We start from the raw sequence: 14,964 nt of genomic DNA on the forward strand, positions 1-14,964 counted from the left end.
CACCTGATTTCCCACTCGTACCCGATGTGCGTTCTTGCCATCGGGCCATGATGCGTTCGTCTCCGTGTCCGGCACCGATCGATTTCGGCAGTCTTCCGCAACTATCGAAAGAGTGTGAACCGACACATGACAGATGACTCCACCCGTACCGACGAACACGATCCGGGCCCGGATCTGAACGCCGACACCTCCACCGAGGCGGCCCGCCGAGCATCACGCGAGAGGATCATGGCTGATGCCCGCCGAATGAGAGACGACGCCAAACGCGTCGGTCGTGAGACCGGACGCAACCTCGGCCAGTTCGACTACCGTCGACCGCGCGGTCCCGTGAAGGCCGATCTCGAAGATACGCACGGCCACTACCCGCACGACACCCATCCCATCCTCGTGCCCGGAATCGCCATCGACGAACAGCGGCGCAAGTACTCGCTGGACACGATCATCTTCGCGATCGCCGGCGGCCTCACCGTCGCCTTCGTCATCTGGGGCATCTCCAGTCCGTCCAGCGTCGCCAGCGTCGCTCAGTCGGCGTATGACTGGGCGACGCTCAATGTCGGATGGCTGTTCAACCTCGTCGCGATCATCATCCTCGTCTCCCTGCTCATCCTCGCGTTCTCTCCCTACGGCAAGATTCCCTTGGGCAAGGACGGAGAGACCTCCGAGTTCTCCACCTTCTCCTGGGTCGCCATGCTCTTCGCGGCGGGCATCGGCATCGGCGTCCTCTTCTTCGGACCCTCCGAGCCGCTGACCTACTTCATCTCACCGCCGCCGCTGACGAACGATCCGGAGACGACCGAGGCGCTCCACGGGGCGATGGCCCAGACCTACTTCCACTGGGGCTTCCATGCGTGGGCGATGTACGCCCTCGTCGGCGGTGCCATCGCCTATGCCGCCTATCGTCGCGGTCGTTCGCTGCTGCTGTCTTCGATCTTCCAGACTCTGTTCGGCAAGCGACAGACGGAGGGATTCGCCGGAAAGCTCGTCGATATCTTCGCGATCGTCGCCACTCTCTTCGGTACGGCCGCAGCCCTGGGCATCGCGGCCATGCAGATCGGCACCGGTGTCAGCATCGTCTCCGGTGCGGGACCGATGACGAACAATATGCTCGTCGTCATCATCCTCGTCCTCACCCTCGGCTTCATCATCTCCGCGGTCTCCGGCGTCTCGCGCGGAATCCGCTACCTGTCCTCGATCAACATCGTCCTCACCGTCGGCATCGTCGCGCTCGTACTGTTCCTCGGACCTACGCTCTACCTGCTCAACCTGCTGCCCTCGGCGTTCATGGAATATCTCGGGTCGATGTTCGACATGATGGGCCGGTCGCTGTCCTGGGGCGCCGAGACCCAGGAATTCCAGTCCCTGTGGACCGTCTACTACTGGGCATGGTGGATCTCCTGGTCGCCGTTCGTCGGCACCTTCATCGCCCGCATCTCCCGCGGCCGTTCGATCCGCCAGTTCATCCTCGGCACGATCTTCATCCCCTCGACGCTGCTCTTCGTCGCCTACGGAATCATGGGCGGAACCTCGATCTGGATGTACCGGTCCGGAGCATCGGGGTTCACCGACAGCATGGAGGCCCCCGAGGTGTTCTTCACCCTCATCGACAACCTTCCCTATGTCGAATGGCTGCCGTTCGTCGTCATCATCGTCCTGGCGATCTTCTTCATCACCTCCGCGGACTCCGCGTCGGTGGTCATGGGCATGCTCACCAGCCGCGGCGATCAGGAGCCGAAGAAGTGGGTCGTCGTGTTCTGGGGTCTCGTGATGTCCGGAATCGCCGTGGTGATGCTCCTCCTCGGCGACGCCAGCGCACTCGAGGGACTCCAACAGCTCGTCATCGTCACTGCGGTGCCGTTCGCTCTCGTCATGCTCTTCATCATCGTCGCCTGGTTCAAGGAGCTGCGCACGGATCCGCTGGCCCTGCGCCGTCAGTACGCGCTCAACGCGGTGGACAACGCCGTGGTCGCCGGTGCCGATGCCTACGGTGACGACTTCGCCCTGCAGGTCGTGCCCACCGAACCCGGTGACGGTGCGAACGGCGGAATCGACTCCGAGCACGGGGACTACACCGACTGGTACCAGCGCACGGACGAGAACGGCGAACCCGTCGGCTTCGACTACGAGACCGGCGAATGGGCCGACGGGTGGACCCCGGACGACGATTCCGCGAACACCGCGGACTCCACAGCGGCTGAGGACTCCACCGCCGCCGAGGCGGCCGCCGACTCCACTACCGATGCGGACTCCGGGACCGCCTCGGCGAGCGAATCCGACCCGGATTCAGTGACCGATTCCGAAGCCGACTCCGGCCCCGACCGCAGAGAGGACCACCCATGACCACCCCGAACATCGTCGTCATCCAAGCCGACCAGATGGCTGCCCAGGCTCTGGGTGCCTATGGCGATGCGGCCGCGCTGACACCGAATATGGATGCGCTGGCTGCCGATGGAGCCGTCTTCGACCGTGCGTACTGCAATACTCCGCTGTGCTCGCCATCGCGGGCGTCGATGATGACCGGGCGGATGCCCTCGGAGATCGACTGCCTGGACAACGGCGACGACTTCGCGGCCTCCGTGCCGACGTTCGCCCACCGTCTGCGCAAGCTCGGCTACCACACAGCGCTGATCGGGCGGATGCACTTCATCGGGCCTGATCAGCACCACGGTTTCGAAGAGCGCCTGACCACGGACGTGTACCCGGCCGATCTCGATATGGTGCCCGACTGGAACCGTCCCCTGGAGCAGAAGCTGCAGTGGTACCACGAGGCGGATCCCGTATTCACCGCCGGTGCGGCGACCGCGAACGTCCAACAGGACTTCGACGACGAGGTGATCTTCAGAACCCTGCGCCACCTCAACGACCGCAAGCGCGCGAACCAGGCCGCCGGGTGCGATCAGCCGTTCCTCATGGTCACCTCGTTCATCCACCCCCACGACCCGTACGAGCCGCCGAAGGCCAACTGGGACCGATTCGCCGAGGTGACCATCCCGGACCCGGCCCACCCCGAGGTCCCCGATCCGGCCGTGAACCCGCACAGCCACCGTCTGCGCACGATGTGCGGCTTCGACGAACGCGAGCCTGGAATCGAGGACGTGCGGCGGGCTCGTCGTGCCTACTATGCGGCGGTGAACTACATCGACGACCACGTCGGAGCGATCCGGCGCAAGCTCGAAGAGCTCGACCTCGCGGACAACACCGTCATCGTCGTCACCAGCGACCACGGTGACATGTTGGGGGAGAAGGGGCTGTGGTTCAAGATGTCGCCCTATGAGCAGTCCTCCCGGGTTCCGCTCATCATCAACGGACCCGCCGAGGTGATCGCCCCGGGCCGGTATGCGACCCCGGTCAGTCTCGTCGACCTCGCGCCGACCCTGCTCGAGATCGCGCAGGGTTCGGCGGAGATCTCAGCCGAGGGTGTCCCCGGGCCGTCCGTGGGCACGGGGGATGCAGGTGCAGGAGCCGCCTCGGCGATCGATGAAGGACTGACCGGAACCTCGATACTCGAATCTGCCAGGCGGGAAGCCGCCGGCGAACTCGGGTCCGAGTACCGCGACGTCGTCATCGAGTACTTCGCCGAGGGCACCTACCGGCCGCAGGTCACGCTGGTGCGCGGCGATCTCAAGCTCACTGTGTGCCCCGGAGATCCGGAGCTGCTCTTCGACCTGGCGGAGGATCCCGACGAGCTGGTCAACCGCGCCGCCGATCCGGCCTACGCCCAGGCGCATGAGTCGATGCGTGCAGAACTCGAATCCCGGTATGACCTCGAGCACCTCGAGGAGCATGTGCTCGCCTCGCAGCGCAGCCGCCAACTCGTCGCCGACGCGCTCAAGGTCGGTCGAGTCCGCCACTGGGACTTCGACCCGGAACCGTCGCACGGATATGTGCGCGGTGACTTCTGGTCGGCGTTCCGTTTCGGCAAGATCCCAGCCGCCGACTGAGTCGCCGGCTGCAGCGCCAACGGACCGCGTTGCCCTCGCGGTCGGTCGCGCTGCCCCCGCGGGTTCGAAGCGTGGGCGCACTGATCGAGATCACTGCGCTTACACTTCGAGCCCGCGGAAGCAGGTTTCGGGCCCCGCCGGACGGCTCCGGCGGGGCGGCCGGGAGGGTGAGCCGCCTCGGCGAGAACAATTCACTTGGACTTAGGTGAGTTGCGGGTCACATTCTCAGAAATCGGTGGCATCATTCGAGGTAGGAGGGATGCCATGACCATCTTTGAGTCGACATCTGAAGTTCCGCTCGGTGCGGAGACCACATTCGACTGGCATGCTCGGCCAGGAGCGCTGACCCGCCTCTCACCCCACTGGGCGCAGGAGATCGTCGAGGAGAGTTATCCTCCGATCGCGCCGGGCTCGGTGGCTCAGGTGAAGACGAGCGTTCCCGGCACTTACGGACTTGTGCGGCGGCCGTTCAGCTCGGTGCATTCGGAGGGTCCGTCGCGGTTCTCCTTCGTCGATGAGCTGAAGAAGGGACCGCTGAGCCAGTGGAAGCACACGCACGAGTTCACTTCGGTCGCCGGCGGGACGAAGATCGACGACCACATCGAATTCTCCATGGCTCCGCAGGGCTTCGACGTCATCGACCGGGGCCTCACCCACTACCTCGAGGCCACCTTCGACGCCCGCCGCAAGCGGATGCTCATGGATATCGACTTCCTCGAATCCACGAATGCGCCCCTGCTGACGCGGAAGAAGGGCAAACACATCCTCATTGCCGGCGGCAGCGGAATGATCGGACGCCAGGTCGCCGCCCTGTTCTCCACCGCGGGACACTTCGTGCGACTGCTTGTGCGCGAAACCCCGAAGTTCCCCTACGAGGTGCACTGGAATCCGGACCTGGGAATCCTCAATCCACGCGACCTCGCGTGGGCGGATGCGGTGGTCCACCTCGGTGGGCGATCCATCGCCACACGGTTCACCAAGCATGCGAAGGACGAGATATGGTCCTCCCGCATCGATTCGACGAGGCTGCTCGTCGAGACGATGCGCGACCTGCCCGAGGCGAAGCGTCCGTCGGTCTTCGTCTGCGCTTCCGCGGTCGGCTATTACGGGTCGAAGGCGGACGAACCAGTCGACGAAACCGGACCGGCCGGCGACGGATTCCTCGCCGAGGTATGCCAGAAGTGGGAAGAGACAGCGGCCGGTGTCGAGGACGCCGGGATCAGACGTGTGTCGATCCGAACCGGAGTCGTACTCAGCTCCCTGGGCGGTCTGCTCAAACTGCAGGCGCCGCTGTTCCTCGCCGGTGCGGGCGGTCGATTGGGCAGCGGGGAGCAGGCACTGGCGTGGATCTCGCTTGACGATGTGGCGCGGTCATATGTGCACGCGGTCTTCTATGACTATGTGCGCGGGCCGGTCAACGCTGTTGCGCCGGAGCTTGTCACGCAGGCGGAATTCGCCGAGGCGCTCGCCGCTCACCTGCGCAGGCCCGCGTGGATCCCGACGCCCGGTTTCATCACAGAGATCATGCTCGGCCGTGATGGGGCGAAGGAGCTGGCTCTGGCGGACCAGCGCGTGGTGCCGGAGAAGCTGCAGGAAACCGGATACCAGTTCGCCCACCCGACCTTGAGCGACTGCTTCGACGAGGAGCTCGGCGGCGGGGCGTAATACAGAAGTCCCCTCCGCTCGGCCGACGAGCCTAACGGAGGGGACTGGTGTTTCTGCTGTTACTGCTGTTTCCGCAGTACGGGGTCAGAAGCGCTTCGAGGCGATCTCCGCGCCTTCGGTCAGCGACTGCAGCTTCGCGACGGCGATGTCCGGGTGGACGCGGCCGCCCAGGCCGCAGTCGGTGGAGGCGACGACGTTCTCGGGTCCGACGAGCTTGGCGAATCGGCCGATGCGTTCGGCGACGAGTTCAGGATGCTCGACGACATTGGTCGAGTGAGAGACGATTCCGGGAATGATGTACTTGCCCTCGGGCAGCTTCTTCTCTTCCCAGATCCGCCATTCGTGTTCATGGCGGACGTTCGCGGCTTCGAAAGTGATGCCGGCGGCGTTGATCGAAAGCACCTGGTCGACGATCTCGACGAACGGCAGGTCGGTGACGTGCGGTCCGTGCCACGAGCCCCAACAGGTGTGCACGCGCACCTGCGCCGGGTCGATTCCGCGCAGCGCATGGTTGAGTGCATCGATGCGGACCTGGATGAACGCGCGGTAGTCATCGAAGGACGGTTCCGGGTTGATCTGGTCGAAGTTCTCCGCGAGGGACGGATCGTCGATCTGGACGGTCAGACCCGCCTCGGTGATGGCGAGGTATTCCTCCCGCAGCACATCGGCCCACGCCCAGATGAACTCCTCATCGCTTGAGTAGTACTCGTTGGCGATGCGAGAGGCCGAACCGGGGGAGAGCGCATTGATGTACCCGGCACGCTCGTCATAGCCGGCGGCGGCCAGACCGGCCTTGAGGTTCGCGACGTCGCGGTTGACCTGGTCCTGACCGATGTAGCTGATCGGGCCGGTGGCCTTCGGGAACTGCGGCTGGGTTCCGGTGTCGGTTCCGGCCTTCGGGTCCGCGTAGACGTTTGGGAAGAGGTTGCGATCGCGACGGTCGGGCATGCTCGTGAGCACGATGTTGCCCGGAGTCGAACGGTTCGCCGGGATCTCCCAGAGGTCGATGTCGTGGAGCTCGAGCCCGCCGGTGCGCGCGAACGAGTAGTGCCACCATGCGCCGTAGTCGAAGTCGGCGGCCATCGCGTGACCGTACTCGCCGTCGTTGGGCAGTGAGATGCCCAGGTTCTTCTGCCGCTTGACGAGGTCGGTGACGCTGGCGGCGAGGAGCTCGTCGAATTCCTGCTCCTGCTCCTGAGACACGGACTCACCGGCCAGGCGAGCGGTGTTCTGCGCCTGCTTGACCTTGTTGGCTTCGATGAGCTCGGGAGTGCGGGGTAAGGATCCCGCGTGGGATGTGCGAATCGTTGCCATGGGTGGCTCCTCTGTCTCGGTTCGATCGTGCAGTGCGACTGCGGCAGTCGCGCCGCAGCATTCCCTCTCAGGCAATCACATTCGCAGTGGCGCATGTGTGGTTGTCGTCATCTTGGGACACGTGGGCGGAGTGGGTTGGTGGGCCGGCGGTGCAGTGCTGTCAGCTCAGTCCAGTACTGAGAAAGTGTCCGCCTTGCTCAATCACAAGTGGAGTTGGCTCATATGCTGGGGGCATGAGCTACAGACATTATGGTCAGGATCCAGCCGGGCGGTCAGGCACCGGTCAGCAGTGGAGCCAGGGACTCGGTCGGAGCCAGGCGGCGACGCTGGTGTCGGTTCCGCAGAATCCGGGCTGGCTCGCCCGCAGTCTGTTCTGGGCGGCCCTCATCATCGGGGTGCTGCCGTCGTTGGTGTTCGCCCCGATGGCGACGTCGGGGGAGGCGACCGCATCAGTCGTGCTCTTCAGCGTCGGATCGGTCCTCTGTGCATGTCTGCGGCTGGTCCTCGGCACTGCAGCGATCCTGCTCGTGAAGAACACCAGCTGGGCGCGGAGACTCATCGGTGCCGGAATCTTCCTCCTCGGATGCGCAGCCCTGCTGATTCTCACGCCCCTGACAGGAATCCTTCTCACTTCGGTCGGGACGGAAGACGGCAGCTCACTGCTCACCATGAACATCGTCCAAGGCGTGCTCAATGCGTTCTTCCTGGCCGCAGTATTCTGCGGGTGGAGCATCGCCCGCAATCGTCGGTGGTGGATCCTCGTCATCGCTGTCGTCCTCGGTGCGATCCTCGCCGTGCTCAGTGCGACTGTTGCACAACCGCTGGCCGAGAACGTCGCGACCGGCATCATGGCCGGAGTCCTCGTCCAAGCCGTGTGGCTCCTGCTCATCTTCGCAAGTCTCGGGCTCTTCCATCTGCTCGGCCGTGCCAACGGTGGGACGGCCCCGGCGCCAGCACAGCCTGACTACTGATCCGGTCGTTGCAGCCAGGAACTGTTCCTCCCGGCTGTCGCATCGTCCCAGCTGACAGGACACAGCACGACAACGAAACGGCCTCTCGGCCTCGAGAGGACCAACCGCAGCTGGTTTTGTCGAGGCCGAGAGGCCGTCTCACGTCAGTCTTCGCCGGTTGTGGCTCAGACCGCGGTTTCGGTCACCGCCGCGACGCTGCCGCCGAAGCGATCAGCCAGCGTACCCTCGTGGGCCTGACCGAGTTCGTCGAGACCGATCGAGAAATGGTCGACGACCTCGAGCGCAGGAGCTCCGTCGCCGGCATCGGTCATGCCGATGCGCACGAACGGGAACCGGCGAGCAGTGCACATGTCCTTGAAGCGGACCTCTTCCGACCGCGGCACGGCCACGATCGCGCGCGCCGTCGACTCGGAGAACAGTGCGGTGAACACGTCGACGCCGTCACGCTCGCAGACCTCATCGAGCCAGATCCGGGCGCCGGTGCCATAGCGCAGCGACGATTCGACGAGTGCCTGCGACAGTCCACCCTCGGACAGATCGTGCGCGGCATCGATCATGCCGTCGCGCGAGCAGTTGATGAGGATCTCGCCGAGTTCCTTCTCCGCCGCCGGCTTGTACTGCGGAGGAACACCGCCGAGGTGGCCCGCCGTGACGTCGGCCCACGCCGAACCGTCGAGCTCCGCCTCGGTGGTGCCGAGCAGATAGATGGTCTGGCCCGGCTCCTGCCAGCCGCTCGGGGTGGCGCGGGTGACATCATCGAAGACACCGAGCACACCGACGACCGGAGTCGGGTGGATGGCCACTCCGCCGGTCTGGTTGTACAGGGACACGTTGCCGCCGGTGACCGGGATTCCCATGTCCTGGCAGGCGCCGGCGAGGCCTTCGACAGCCTGCGCGAACTGCCACATGATCTCCGGATCCTCGGGGGATCCGAAGTTCAGGCAGTCGGTGACCGCACGCGGAATGGCACCGGAGGTCGAGACATTGCGGTAGGCCTCGGCCAGAGCCAGCTGGGCACCGCGCGCCGGGTCGAGGAAGCTGTAGCGGCCGTTGGCATCGGTGGCGATGGCCACGCCGAGACCGGACTCCTCGTCGACGCGGACGACACCGGCATCATCCGGGTAGGCCAGTGCGGTATTGCCCTGGACGTACTTGTCGTACTGCGAGGTGATCCACGACTTCGAGGCGAGGTTCGGCGACCCCGCGAGCTCGAGCATCGTCGACCGCAGCTCATCATCGGACTGGGGCTTCGCCAAACCAGCGGCCTCAACGGTGTTCGCAGCCACCCCGGCTGTCCATGACGGTTCGGTGAACGGACGGTTGTAGACGGGTCCGTCGTGGGCGACCGAGCGCGGGGGCACATCGACGATGACGTCGCCGTGCCATTCGATGACGAGACGATCGGAATCAGTGACCTCGCCGAGCACGGAGGTCTCGACCTCCCATTTGCCGACGATGCGCAAGAATTCGTCGAGGCGGTCGGGACGGACGACGGCCATCATCCGCTCCTGCGACTCCGACATGAGGATCTCCTCAGGGGTGAGGGTCTCATCGCGCAGCAGCACATCGTCGAGCGCGATGTGCATTCCGCCGTCACCGTTGGACGCCAGCTCCGAGGTCGCACAGGAGATGCCTGCAGCGCCGAGGTCCTGAATGCCCTCGACGACACCGGCGTGGAAGAGCTCGAGGCAGCATTCGATGAGCACCTTCTCGGCGAACGGGTCGCCGACCTGCACGGCGGGGCGCTTCGAGGGCTTCGAATCGTCGAAGGACTCGGAAGCGAGGATCGAAGCACCGCCGATGCCGTCGCCACCGGTGCGCGCACCGAAGAGCACGACCTTGTTGCCCAGTCCCGACGCGTTGGCCAGACAGATGTCCTCATGTCGCATGACACCCACAGCCAGGGCGTTGACCAGCGGATTTCCCTGATAGACGGAATCGAAGACGGTCTCGCCGCCGATGTTCGGCAGGCCCAGGGAATTGCCGTAGTTGCTGATGCCGGCGACCACACCGTGGACGACACGGGCGGTGTCCGGATGGTCGATGGCTCCGAACCGCAGCTGATCCATCACAGCGACCGGGCGCGCACCCATGGAGATGATGTCGCGGACGATGCCGCCGACTCCGGTGGCCGCACCCTGGTGGGGTTCGACGTAGCTGGGGTGGTTGTGCGATTCGACCTTGAAGGTCACCGCCCAGCCGTTCCCGATGTCGACGACGCCGGCGTTCTCGCCGATGCCCACGAGCAGGTGCTTCTTCATGTCCTCGGTGACCTTGTCGCCGAACTTCGACAGGTGGACCTTCGAGGACTTGTACGAGCAGTGCTCGGACCACATCACCGAATACATGGCCAATTCCGCCGAGGTGGGGCGACGTCCGAGGATCGCCTTGATCTTCTCGTATTCGTCGGCCGTGAGACCGAGATCGGCGAAAGGCTGCTCGACGTCGGGGTTCGCCGCTGCGAACTCGACCGTCTCCTTGACCTTCTTCGATGCATTCTGCGGGGAATCGACCTGCGTGGAATCCGCAGAGCTGAGGTTAGACGTCATGTCCTCTTCGGGGCCCTTTCATACGACACGGCACTCACGGCCAATCTTAGCCGTGTCCTCACCGCGGGGGCGAAGCGCGTCCACGGGCGGACCACCTCGGCGCGGGTAGGGACCGTGCCCCGCTGGGAATCGGACTGTCGCACCCCACTTAGAATGGGAGCCATGGCAACTCCCAAGATCGTCCTGTTCTACGTCTTCACCCCGCTGCCCGACCCCGAAGCGGTCAAGCTGTGGCAGCACACCTTGGCCGAGAGCCTCGGGCTCAAGGGGCGGATCATCGTGTCGAAGGACGGGATCAACGCCACTGTCGGCGGGGACATCTTCGAGGTGAAGCAGTACGTGCGGGCAACGAAGTCGTACGCGCCTTTCAAAGGTGCGGACATCAAATGGTCGAACGGTCAAGGCGATGACTTCCCGCGGCTGAGCGTGAAGGTCCGCGACGAACTCGTCACCTTCGGCACTCCTGATGAGATCACGGTGACCGAAGACGGAGTCCAAGGCGGCGGCCAGCACCTCAAGCCCGGAGCCCTGCACAAACTCCTCGACGAACGCGGCGAGGAGGTCGTCTTCTTCGACGGCCGCAATGCGATGGAGGCGCAGATCGGGAAGTTCCGGGACGCGATCGTTCCCGACACCGACACCACGCGTGACTTCATCGCCGAGATCGAATCCGGCAAATACGACGACCTCAAAGACAAACCCGTCGTCACCTACTGCACCGGCGGAATCCGCTGCGAGGTCCTGTCCGTGCTCATGAAGAACCGCGGGTTCGAAGAGGTCTACCAGCTCGACGGCGGCATCGTCCGCTACGGCGAGACCTTCGGCAGCTCCGGCTACTGGGACGGTTCGCTGTACGTCTTCGACAAGCGCATGCACGTCGAGTTCGGTGACAATGTCGAATCCATCGGGCATTGCGTGTCCTGCGACAGGAAGACGCCGGAGTTCGTCAACTGTGCGAACCTCGAGTGCCGCAGACAGTACCTTCGGTGCGCCGATTGCACGGACAAGGGTCTGCAGCCCTATTGCGCCGACTGCGTCGAGCAGGGAATCCCCGCCGAGGCGGCAGTCGGCTGAGCGTGCGATCCTGCCGTTCCCCGGAGGTGGGGGCGGCGTTCCCCCGAGGTGGGGGAGTGCCGTACCGACACTTCAGCGCAGCAGGTGCTTCGTCGCCGCCTCGATGTCGGTCCACCGGAAGTCGAATCCGGCCGCTTCGAGTCGTTCCGGCAGCACCCACCGACTTTTGAGCACGAGTTCTGACTCCTGCCGCAGGACGGTCATCCCGATCTCGAGCAGCCACCTGGGTGCAGGAATCCCCACGGGCATACGCACTGCCTTGCGCAGCGCTTTCATCAGTGAGCGATTGTCCGAGACCTGTGGGTTCGAGACGTTGATCGGGCCACTCAGCTCCTCATGTTCGTCGATGAACCGGACTGCCCGGAGCACGTCGTCGATATGGACCCAGCTGAACCGCTGTCGTCCGTGAGTCGGCGGGTGTCCTCGCCAGACGGTCGGCCCGGAAGCCGCCGGGCCGATCCCGCGATAGCGTCGGTGCGGGAACCAGCGCCCGTCATGCTGAGCTCCTCCCGCGCCGAATCTCGCCGCGGTGGCCAACATGTTCAACGCCGCTCCGTCACCGAGCACGATCGCCATCCGCAGCGCGACTCGTCTGGTCGCGGGCAGGCCCCCGGCGAAGAACTCCTTCTCCCAGGCTTTGGCGATGTCGACTGAGAACCCTTCGCCGATGTCGCCGTCGTCCTCGGTCTGCGGTCGATCCATTGCGTGACGGTAGATGGTGGCCGTGCTCGAGTTGATCCACAGACGCGGCGGCACCGAGGCGGCTGCCACCGCCGTATTGAGGGCGCGGGTCGTATCGACTCGGGAATCCCAGATGACCTGTCGATTGGCATCCGTGTACCGACATCCGACGCTGCGACCGGCGAGGTTGATGAGCAGGTCGGCACCGTCGATGAGTACGGCGATTCGGTCGGGACGGTCCCAGGTGGCGTCGGCGGAGTCAGGGGAGCGGCCGATCGTCCGCGTCGCGTACCCCCAAGCGCTGAGCGCATCGAGCAGCTCTCCGCCGATGAACCCCGACGCTCCGGCGACGACGGCGATCGGGGCCTGGGCGCTTGTCAGCGATGTGTCTGTGGGTAACGTGCTCATACTCAGGACGCTAGCACCCCGCATTGGCGGGGATGTCGATGCGGCAACGAGGCTGTGTGGTGGGTGTCACGTGGAGAAAGTCGGTTTTGGATTTGCACGGTGGCTCTGGGGTGGTCTAGAGTTATATCTCGTTGCCCCGCCGGAAACACTGTCACTGAGACAGAGTTTCCACCGGGTCTGACCAGGACAAACACGGTTTGGTCCAAGGGTTCAGGACACCGGGTGGGTGACACAAAATGAAACTGATACCCCCAGTGAACATGCTGCGTATTTGTGTGGTGTGGTGATGGGTGTGTGTTTGTGGTTTGAGAATCCAATAGCGTGTTTGTTTGAACAAGTTGTGATGCCAGAACATTTAATATTTCTGGTAAGACAATCACCTGGCCAAACATTGGTTCACCTGTGGTGGGTGGTTCTTCGCCGAACCTCTCGCATCACATGGGTGGATGGTGTGTTTGGTCAGTATTTTTTGGTCAATCTTCTCACCCCGTGAGGGGTTGGCTGTCTTGCTGGGATTCATTCGTAACATAAAGTTTTTTATGGAGAGTTTGATCCTGGCTCAGGACGAACGCTGGCTGCGTGCTTAACACATGCAAGTCGAACGCTGAAGCTGACAGCTTGCTGTTGGTGGATGAGTGGCGAACGGGTGAGTAACACGTGAGTAACCTGCCCCTGATTTCGGGATAAGCCTGGGAAACTGGGTCTAATACCGGATACGACCAATCCTTGCATGAGGGTTGGTGGAAAGTTTTTCGATCGGGGATGGGCTCGCGGCCTATCAGCTTGTTGGTGGGGTAATGGCCTACCAAGGCGACGACGGGTAGCCGGCCTGAGAGGGCGACCGGCCACACTGGGACTGAGACACGGCCCAGACTCCTACGGGAGGCAGCAGTGGGGAATATTGCACAATGGGGGAAACCCTGATGCAGCGACGCAGCGTGCGGGATGACGGCCTTCGGGTTGTAAACCGCTTTCAGCAGGGAAGAAGCGAGAGTGACGGTACCTGCAGAAGAAGTACCGGCTAACTACGTGCCAGCAGCCGCGGTAATACGTAGGGTACGAGCGTTGTCCGGAATTATTGGGCGTAAAGAGCTCGTAGGTGGTTGGTCACGTCTGCTGTGGAAACGCAACGCTTAACGTTGCGCGTGCAGTGGGTACGGGCTGACTAGAGTGCAGTAGGGGAGTCTGGAATTCCTGGTGTAGCGGTGAAATGCGCAGATATCAGGAGGAACACCGGTGGCGAAGGCGGGACTCTGGGCTGTAACTGACACTGAGGAGCGAAAGCATGGGGAGCGAACAGGATTAGATACCCTGGTAGTCCATGCCGTAAACGTTGGGCACTAGGTGTGGGGGACATTCCACGTTCTCCGCGCCGTAGCTAACGCATTAAGTGCCCCGCCTGGGGAGTACGGTCGCAAGGCTAAAACTCAAAGGAATTGACGGGGGCCCGCACAAGCGGCGGAGCATGCGGATTAATTCGATGCAACGCGAAGAACCTTACCAAGGCTTGACATACACTGGACCGTTCTGGAAACAGTTCTTCTCTTTGGAGCTGGTGTACAGGTGGTGCATGGTTGTCGTCAGCTCGTGTCGTGAGATGTTGGGTTAAGTCCCGCAACGAGCGCAACCCTCGTTCTATGTTGCCAGCACGTGATGGTGGGAACTCATAGGAGACTGCCGGGGTCAACTCGGAGGAAGGTGGGGATGACGTCAAATCATCATGCCCTTTATGTCTTGGGCTTCACGCATGCTACAATGGCTGGTACAGAGAGAGGCGAACCCGTGAGGGTAAGCGAATCCCTTAAAGCCAGTCTCAGTTCGGATCGTAGTCTGCAATTCGACTACGTGAAGTCGGAGTCGCTAGTAATCGCAGATCAGCAACGCTGCGGTGAATACGTTCCCGGGCCTTGTACACACCGCCCGTCAAGTCACGAAAGTCGGTAACACCCGAAGCCGGTGTCCCAACCCACTTGTGGGAGGGGGCCGTCTAAGGTGGGACTGGTGATTGGGACTAAGTCGTAACAAGGTAGCCGTACCGGAAGGTGCGGCTGGATCACCTCCTTTCTAAGGAGCACACATTAAGATCCTCATGGTATGACCCGTATGTGGTCATCATGAGAGCTCAAGGGTGGAACATCACTTCTTCCGCTCGCCCACACAGCCCGGCTGGGGTCAATGCCCCGGGTGCGGTGAGTGATCGGGTGGGCTAGAACGAACACGTTATTGGGTCCTGGAATCACAAACCCCACACGATTGTGTGGGTGTGGTTTCAACCAACAGGACCAACCCGACCAACAGGCAGCCACAGTGTGGGTGTGTGGTGGTGGGTGTTTGGTAGTGGTTTGAGAATCGTATAGTGGACGC

The 14,964-nt window shown here is 63.3% G+C and carries 8 protein-coding genes and 1 rRNA gene; 6 read left to right on the forward strand and 3 right to left on the reverse strand.

The genetic code is table 11. The features are described 5' to 3' along the window. The first annotated feature begins 126 nt into the window (after nucleotides 1-126). From ACOZ9V_RS03665 to ACOZ9V_RS03675, 3 genes are all read left to right on the forward strand, one after another. Nucleotides 127-2,337, forward strand: coding sequence for a BCCT family transporter (locus ACOZ9V_RS03665; RefSeq protein ID WP_434593751.1), 2,211 nt, complete (start codon nucleotides 127-129; stop codon nucleotides 2,335-2,337). Then, nucleotides 2,334-3,938, forward strand: coding sequence for a choline-sulfatase (betC, locus tag ACOZ9V_RS03670; protein WP_434593754.1), 1,605 nt, complete (start codon nucleotides 2,334-2,336; stop codon nucleotides 3,936-3,938). Before ACOZ9V_RS03665 ends, betC begins: the two co-directional genes overlap by 4 nt. 264 nt (nucleotides 3,939-4,202) lie before the next feature. Further along, nucleotides 4,203-5,603 carry a TIGR01777 family oxidoreductase gene (locus tag ACOZ9V_RS03675; RefSeq protein WP_434593757.1) on the forward strand — a complete coding sequence of 467 codons (1,401 nt, stop codon included), beginning with the start codon at nucleotides 4,203-4,205 and terminating at the stop codon, nucleotides 5,601-5,603. Nucleotides 5,604-5,687: 84 nt separating this feature from the next. Here the strand turns inward: ACOZ9V_RS03675 and ACOZ9V_RS03680 are convergent, their stop codons facing one another. Next, on the reverse strand, nucleotides 5,688-6,917 hold the full coding sequence (locus ACOZ9V_RS03680) for a cobalamin-independent methionine synthase II family protein (RefSeq protein ID WP_434593760.1): 1,230 nt from the start codon (nucleotides 6,915-6,917) through the stop codon (nucleotides 5,688-5,690). A gap of 233 nt (nucleotides 6,918-7,150) precedes the next feature. Here ACOZ9V_RS03680 and ACOZ9V_RS03685 point away from each other — a divergent pair, with 233 nt between their 5' ends. After that, on the forward strand, nucleotides 7,151-7,888 hold the full coding sequence (locus ACOZ9V_RS03685) for a hypothetical protein (RefSeq protein ID WP_434593762.1): 738 nt from the start codon (nucleotides 7,151-7,153) through the stop codon (nucleotides 7,886-7,888). Nucleotides 7,889-8,052: 164 nt separating this feature from the next. On the opposite strand, the gene purL is transcribed toward ACOZ9V_RS03685, so the two are convergent. After that, entirely contained in the window at nucleotides 8,053-10,437 is a 2,385-nt protein-coding gene (gene purL / locus ACOZ9V_RS03690) for a phosphoribosylformylglycinamidine synthase subunit PurL (RefSeq protein WP_434593765.1), read from the reverse strand. 162 nt (nucleotides 10,438-10,599) lie between these two features. Between purL and ACOZ9V_RS03695 the strand changes: the two genes are divergently transcribed. After that, the gene (locus tag ACOZ9V_RS03695) at nucleotides 10,600-11,511 is read left to right on the forward strand and encodes a rhodanese-related sulfurtransferase (RefSeq protein WP_172175061.1); all 912 of its coding nucleotides are present in this window, start codon (nucleotides 10,600-10,602) and stop codon (nucleotides 11,509-11,511) included. A 72-nt stretch (nucleotides 11,512-11,583) separates the two neighbouring features. On the opposite strand, the gene ACOZ9V_RS03700 is transcribed toward ACOZ9V_RS03695, so the two are convergent. Then, a complete protein-coding gene (locus ACOZ9V_RS03700; RefSeq protein ID WP_434593768.1) occupies nucleotides 11,584-12,600 on the reverse strand; it encodes an epimerase in 1,017 nt (338 codons plus the stop codon). Between the two features lie 536 nt (nucleotides 12,601-13,136). On the opposite strand from ACOZ9V_RS03700, the gene ACOZ9V_RS03705 reads away from it, so the two are divergent. Further along, a 16S ribosomal RNA gene (locus tag ACOZ9V_RS03705) occupies nucleotides 13,137-14,664 on the forward strand. Nucleotides 14,665-14,964 lie beyond the last annotated feature (300 nt).

Source organism: Brevibacterium sp. 1718, from assembly GCF_051131255.1.
Taxonomy (GTDB): domain Bacteria; phylum Actinomycetota; class Actinomycetes; order Actinomycetales; family Brevibacteriaceae; genus Brevibacterium; species Brevibacterium sediminis.

Excerpts from the sequence above, each read along its gene's own strand:
- betC (WP_434593754.1), top strand. The coding sequence starts at position 2,334 with ATGACCACCCCGAACATCGTCGTCATCCAAGCCGACCAGATGGCTGCC.
- ACOZ9V_RS03700 (WP_434593768.1), bottom strand. The coding sequence starts at position 12,600 with ATGAGCACGTTACCCACAGACACATCGCTGACAAGCGCCCAGGCCCCG.
- ACOZ9V_RS03685 (WP_434593762.1), top strand. The coding sequence starts at position 7,151 with ATGAGCTACAGACATTATGGTCAGGATCCAGCCGGGCGGTCAGGCACC.
- ACOZ9V_RS03680 (WP_434593760.1), bottom strand. The coding sequence starts at position 6,917 with ATGGCAACGATTCGCACATCCCACGCGGGATCCTTACCCCGCACTCCC.
- purL (WP_434593765.1), bottom strand. The coding sequence starts at position 10,437 with ATGACGTCTAACCTCAGCTCTGCGGATTCCACGCAGGTCGATTCCCCG.
- ACOZ9V_RS03675 (WP_434593757.1), top strand. The coding sequence starts at position 4,203 with ATGACCATCTTTGAGTCGACATCTGAAGTTCCGCTCGGTGCGGAGACC.
- ACOZ9V_RS03665 (WP_434593751.1), top strand. The coding sequence starts at position 127 with ATGACAGATGACTCCACCCGTACCGACGAACACGATCCGGGCCCGGAT.
- ACOZ9V_RS03695 (WP_172175061.1), top strand. The coding sequence starts at position 10,600 with ATGGCAACTCCCAAGATCGTCCTGTTCTACGTCTTCACCCCGCTGCCC.